Below are 5572 nucleotides of genomic sequence, written 5' to 3'. Positions count from 1 at the left end.
GGGCTTCGGCCCTGAACCAGTTCACCATCATATTTGAAAACCGGGTTCCAGTAAATTAACAAAAATCCCATTTACACAAAATACTTGACAGACCCGTGAAATCTTCAGACGATCCCAAATCATACATAATTCCATGATTTAATGGCGTTCTTATAAATATACATAAACCACGGCCAACATTAAATATCCATATATATGTATTTTCTGTTTCATACCATCTCTTAGGCATACTATCCTCCATATTTAGTAATAATCATACCGTTTTATTTAAAATATATCTTGCCAATTTCTATCGCAAAAGAAATCTTGCAGCCCTTCTGGATTCATTATAATTATATCTCTAATATACTCATCATATATTTTGTTTCGCATATCTTGTTGTATACATCTCGGCCTAACTGAATGTTTCAAACCAGGTGATTGGGGGTAATGATAATGTAACCAATTTACTTTTTTTACTTGTTGATTAGATAATTTAATCATTCCATCATTTAAGTTTGCATCATCCATTTTTACGTCAGTTACCCACAAATTTGCTGTTGTGCATAGTATTGGTAATACAAACATTGGGTATGTACTTATTGAGCCTGGGGTCTTCTTAAAATACTCAATAATTCCGTTTAAACCTCTACATAATTGCGTTACAGATTCCTCTATCACCCCTCTGCCTTTTCCACAACTATCTCCATTACCCTTTGATTTCGCCTCAACCGCAATAGTATAAATATTATCACTACCCCAAATATCTTTTATAATACTTGTTAAGCAATTGCTAAAAAGTGTTAATCCCTCAACATAAAATTTATTTGACAAATGGTGATTTGATGCCGGTTTATACGAAAAGCACCAATTTGAATGTGTAGGATTTACTCTTTTAGTTTCCATGATAGCGTAAATATCTTTATGTGCATAGCGCAGAATAGAATCAATTCTTGTACTAGCGCCTTGTATATCGACAGGAAACTCATTAACATAGGGCCACCATTGACATTTACCTTCATCATAAAATTTCTTTATTTCTGAAATCACTCTATGCTGAAACCCATAACCCTGCATATTTAAGGCTTGTTCAAAAGCATGAGTAATATCATTGTTATTTTCTTTCATTTATGCACCATTTGTTAATTAAAATTCTCCCAACCCAAACCTATACCTTCTCACCCGTCTCTTCCCTTCCCCGTACATCTCCGTGCCCTTGGGCACCGGCCCGGTGTTCACATACTTCCCCCCGACCCTGGCCCTGTAGTTCGAACCGGTAATCTGGTATGTGCTTTTGCCGGTTCGGCCGGGGTGGTTTTCTACATCTCCCCCTTACCGTCCGCTTGTTATATAATTAATTATATTCTTCCCTCATTAATTGTCAACAGCGAATGTTGATTCCGCTATAAAAAAGGCCTCAGCCGGCAAGAACAAACAGATAATCTTGGATTCCCTCTTTCGAGGGAATGACAGGTAAGCCCGCCAGCCTTGCCCTACCCGCAATGAAACGGGCAACTAAGCCCAGTGGATTCCCTCTTTCGGGGGAATGACGGGCAAGCTCGCCCAGCCTTGCCCTACCCGTAATGAAACGGGAAACCCAACCCCAGTGGATTCCCTCTTTCGAGGGAATGACGAGCAAGCCCGCCCAGCCTTGTCATACCCGTAATAAAACGGACATCCCAGCCCCAGTGGATTCCCTCTTTCGAGGGAATGACGGGTAAGCCCGCCAGCCTTGCCCTGCCCGCAATGAAACGGACATCCCAGCCCAGTGGATTCCCTCTTTCGAGGGAATGACAGGTAAGCCCGCCCAGCCTTGTCATACCCGCAAGAAACGGGAAACCCAGCCCCAGTGGATTCCCTCTTTCGGGGGAATGACGGGCAGGCAGATTAAAAGGCCCCCGGTTTATTCACCCGATGAGCCTGTTTCTCCCCCTGGCGCCGCGTCAGCCACCCCTCATTGCCTGGTCCCAAGGTCTATGGTATAGGTGTAGCCGTATTTCCACTCCGGGCAGTCGGCCTTGCCCTGATAGCCTAGCAGCAGCATGTATTTCAGCCACTTCCGGGCGTCTTCCTCCCGGGAAAACCCCTTGACCACCGTCCAATCGGCCGGGTGGCCGTGCTCCTGTTTCTTCAGGGCCGGGTCGTCGGTCAAGCCGGCATAGCGCATTCCGTCAGCCTTAAAATATGTTGCTGGTTCATTGGCCCTGGACCCGGTCCAGGATGGCGTCGGCCTCCTCGATGGACCCGGCGGTCAGGGCGGTGGGATACTTGCCGGCAGTCTTTTCGAACTGGCTTACCACCCCGCCGTCGACCTCCGGCAGGATCCTGATGATCCGTTCGATCCCCATATACCCCAGAAAGGCCTGGACCCTTCTGATCTCCGCCGCTCCCCAGGGCCCGGCCGGCTGGGCCTGCGAGAGGTCGTTGACCACGCTGAAACCGGGCCGCAGGTGCCTGGTCTCCTCGACCACCCGTTCGGCGGCGGATTTGGCCATATCATCGGGGATGGTCCCCTGGAACACCAGGTAGAGCCGGTTCTTGGCCGCATCCGACCAGACCTTGCAGATGGACTGCATGGCATCCCTCCCGGCTATGGTTTCAGCCTGGCCCCCGGTCCCTCCCGGCCAACCGGGGCTCAATCCTCCTGACCGCACGTATCTTCAACCCTGGCCGGCACGAAGATGGTGGTATCGGTCACCTCGATGGTTTTCCCGGTCATGGCGTTGTGTTCCCGGCACAATGGGACGATGTACCAAACCTCCTCCCCGGACAGGCTTTTCAGCACCAGGGCCCCGGCCTCGGCGAAATTGGGGCAGTCAGCCTGGGAGCAATACAGGACATTGCTCCCGCTGAATTTCTCCCAATGCTCCAGCCAATTCTCGCATTTGCAAGGATGGCCGGTGGCTCCATTGATATTCTTGGCCAGCTTGGCCACAACACCTCCTTGATAGCCGCTTCACGCCAGCATCATCTGATCCCGCTCAAATAAATATCAAAGCATTAATCATGCCAGATGGCTGCCCATAACTGCCAACATTAACCCTATATCCGGCAACGCATTTGACAATCAATTGACCCAGCCGGCCGGCCGCAGGCTGAAACCAGTTACCCTCCTTGCACCCCATGGCGCAAAATGCAATAGCCTGAGGGCCTGAATGCCGCCATCATCTCCCAATCGGCCGGAGGCTCTATCAGCCTTTGGGGGCGATTCTCTCCCTGGCCTTAATAATGGCATCCTGGGGGTCGGCAGGCTCGTTGCACAACGTAACCCATTCCCCATCCCTCTTCTGCCGGTGGCAATATCGGTATCCCCCGATGGGATATATGGTCTTGATGATATAATTGGCCTCGTCCAGCCGGTACAGCACCGCGATCACCTCATTCTGGCCCGGGCAGAACATCTGCTTGGGGTTGGGCACCATCGCCAAGGTATAGCCCAGCTCTTTTTCACGTTCAGTAACCTCGATCGAGTACATGGCACCTCGCTGGTAGGGTGAGTTATTTAGGGTAAATATACGACAATATTACCGCCTTGTCAACCAATATCTTATCACAACATCCTGTTTTCCCATGTTATTTGTGTTTCTTCAACCGTCATGGAAACTCCTGATTGCTATCAATAGATAGCTTTGTATAGGATATATTTCTGTCTTAAACCAGGCTGACGCCTTTTCTCCCCTAGGCCATCCCATCTTCCGGCCCAATGGCAAACCCCCTCCTGTTCCCGGAGGGGGCTTGCTCGAAAGACTATATATATGACCAAGTTGGCCCCTATTGCCTGTCAAACCAACTATCCAGGGCGGACGCCCATTTTCGGGGTGGGAGGGACGGCAGGCCTCCTTGGCCTCAGCCCCGCTCCGTCGGCTTCTCCTCCTCCAGCACCGGGCGATAATCCCAATCCCGCACCCCCTGGAGCACCCGGTCGATATCCTGGGTTGGCACCTTCAGAATCTGCATGGCCACCGCCCCCAACCGCAGGCTGGCCTCTATGGTTTCGGGATAGGCATGGACCGCCCCGGCCTTCAGCAAAATCCGGCTGGATTCCAGATCCTTGGCCCGGGCCACCACCGGCACCTGGGGACACATGGCCCGCAGGTGGGAGACCGCAGCCAGGGCGGCCTGGGACCGGTCGACCGTGATCACCACCAGCGAGGCCCGTTCCACGTGCACGGCCGACAACAGGCCCGGGTCGGAGATATCCCCGAAGGCCACCTTGAAGCCGTCGGCCATCCCCTGGGCCACCCGTCGGGGGTCGGTATCGAACACCACGAACGGCACCTGGTTGAAATCCAACAGCACCGCGATGGTGTGCCCCACCCGGCCGTAGCCGCCGATGACCACCTGCCGATCCGCATCCTCAGCCAGTTCTGGCGGCGCCGAAGACGGGGGACGTTCCCTGACCATCCAGGCGGCGAGGCCCCGGTTGAAGCGGATAGCCACCGCGCCCCCCACCATGGAAAGCAGCACCGAAGCGATGGCTATCTGCCCCAGACGCTGGCTGAGGATGCCGTTGTCAAGGGCGATGGCCGCCAGGGCCAGCCCAAACTCCCCCCCCACCCCCAACAGCAGGCCGGTGCGCCAGGCCACCTGGGATTCGGTGCCGATCATCCGCACCATGGCGGTCACCACCAACGTCTTGCTGGCCAGGATCAGCAGGGCGCCCAGGACCGCCCAATGCCAGATCGGCAGGATGGCCGCCGGATCGAAACGCATGCCGATGCCGATGAAGAACAATCCCATCAGCACATCGCGGAAGGGGCGGATGCTCGATTCCACCTGGTGGCGGAACTCGGTTTCCCCCAGCATCATGCCGGCCAGAAAACTGCCGAAGGCCAGGGACAGCCCCAGGCTGTTGGTTATCCAGGCCGCCAGCAGGACGACCAGCAGCACCGCCAGGGTGAATATCTCCAACGACCGATGCCGGGTAACCAGCTGAAACAGGGGGCGCAGCAGCCAGCGCCCGGCAAAGAACACCAGGCCGAAGGCGACCACCGCCTTGGCCAGCGCCAAACCCAGGGTTCCGACCAGGCTGCCGGCGGCCACGGCCGCCCCCAGGGCCGGGATGGCCACCAGGAAGGGCACGGCGGTGACGTCCTGAAAAACGGACATGGCCAGCCCCAACCTGCCGTGCCGGGTGTTCTCCTCGCCCTGTTCGGCCAGCAGGCTGGCGATTATGCTGGTCGATGACTGGGCAAAGGCGGCACCGAAGATGAAGGCGGCGATGGCCGTCAGGCCGGCCAGCCAGGCGATGATAGCGACCAGGCAGGTGGTGAGCAGGACCTGCCCGGTCCCCAGGCCCAGGATCTGATGCCTCATGGACCTGATGGTCGGCAGGGAGAAGTTCAGCCCGATGGTGAAAAGCAGAAAGACCACCCCGAATTCAGCCAAGGTCGCGAACTCGGGCACCGAGACGGTAGGCCCCATGGTATGGGGACCCAAAATGACCCCCACCAGCAGGTAGCCCAGACTGGTGGGCACATGCAGGCGCTGGAAGGCGACCACCACGGATATGGCCACCGCCAGCAGCAGCAGGATCTGGGCCAAATGCTCCATCAGGCCCCGTTATCCGGTTGCTTCCGGCTAATCACGATTT

6 protein-coding genes are annotated in these 5572 nt (G+C 54.8%); all 6 read right to left on the bottom strand.

Going from position 1 to position 5572, the window contains the following annotated elements; translation table 11 throughout:
• Window positions 1-267: 267 nt before the first annotated feature.
• The 6 genes from E0765_RS12390 to E0765_RS12365 all read right to left on the bottom strand — a co-directional run bounded on the left by E0765_RS12390 (window position 268) and on the right by E0765_RS12365 (window position 5532).
• A complete protein-coding gene (locus E0765_RS12390) occupies window positions 268-1107 on the bottom strand; it encodes a hypothetical protein (RefSeq protein WP_132813545.1) in 840 nt (279 codons plus the stop codon).
• Window positions 1108-1933: 826 nt separating this feature from the next.
• Window positions 1934-2146: a hypothetical protein gene (locus E0765_RS12385; protein ID WP_132813544.1), complete on the bottom strand. Its 213-nt coding sequence runs from the start codon at window positions 2144-2146 to the stop codon at window positions 1934-1936.
• Window positions 2147-2174: 28 nt separating this feature from the next.
• Window positions 2175-2555, bottom strand: a complete 381-nt coding sequence (locus E0765_RS12380; protein WP_132813543.1) for a hypothetical protein — start codon at window positions 2553-2555, stop codon at window positions 2175-2177.
• 59 nt (window positions 2556-2614) lie between these two features.
• On the bottom strand, window positions 2615-2914 hold the full coding sequence (locus tag E0765_RS12375) for a hypothetical protein (protein WP_132813542.1): 300 nt from the start codon (window positions 2912-2914) through the stop codon (window positions 2615-2617).
• Between the two features lie 256 nt (window positions 2915-3170).
• A complete protein-coding gene (locus E0765_RS12370; protein WP_132813541.1) occupies window positions 3171-3455 on the bottom strand; it encodes a hypothetical protein in 285 nt (94 codons plus the stop codon).
• Between the two features lie 370 nt (window positions 3456-3825).
• Window positions 3826-5532: a cation:proton antiporter gene (locus tag E0765_RS12365; protein ID WP_188109945.1), complete on the bottom strand. Its 1707-nt coding sequence runs from the start codon at window positions 5530-5532 to the stop codon at window positions 3826-3828.
• Window positions 5533-5572: the final 40 nt, after the last annotated feature.

Source organism: Sulfuricurvum sp. IAE1 (genome assembly GCF_004347735.1).
GTDB lineage: Bacteria > Campylobacterota > Campylobacteria > Campylobacterales > Sulfurimonadaceae > Sulfuricurvum.
The sequence above is the reverse complement of the archived record's forward strand: the minus strand, read 5'-3'. Positions and strand labels throughout refer to the sequence as shown.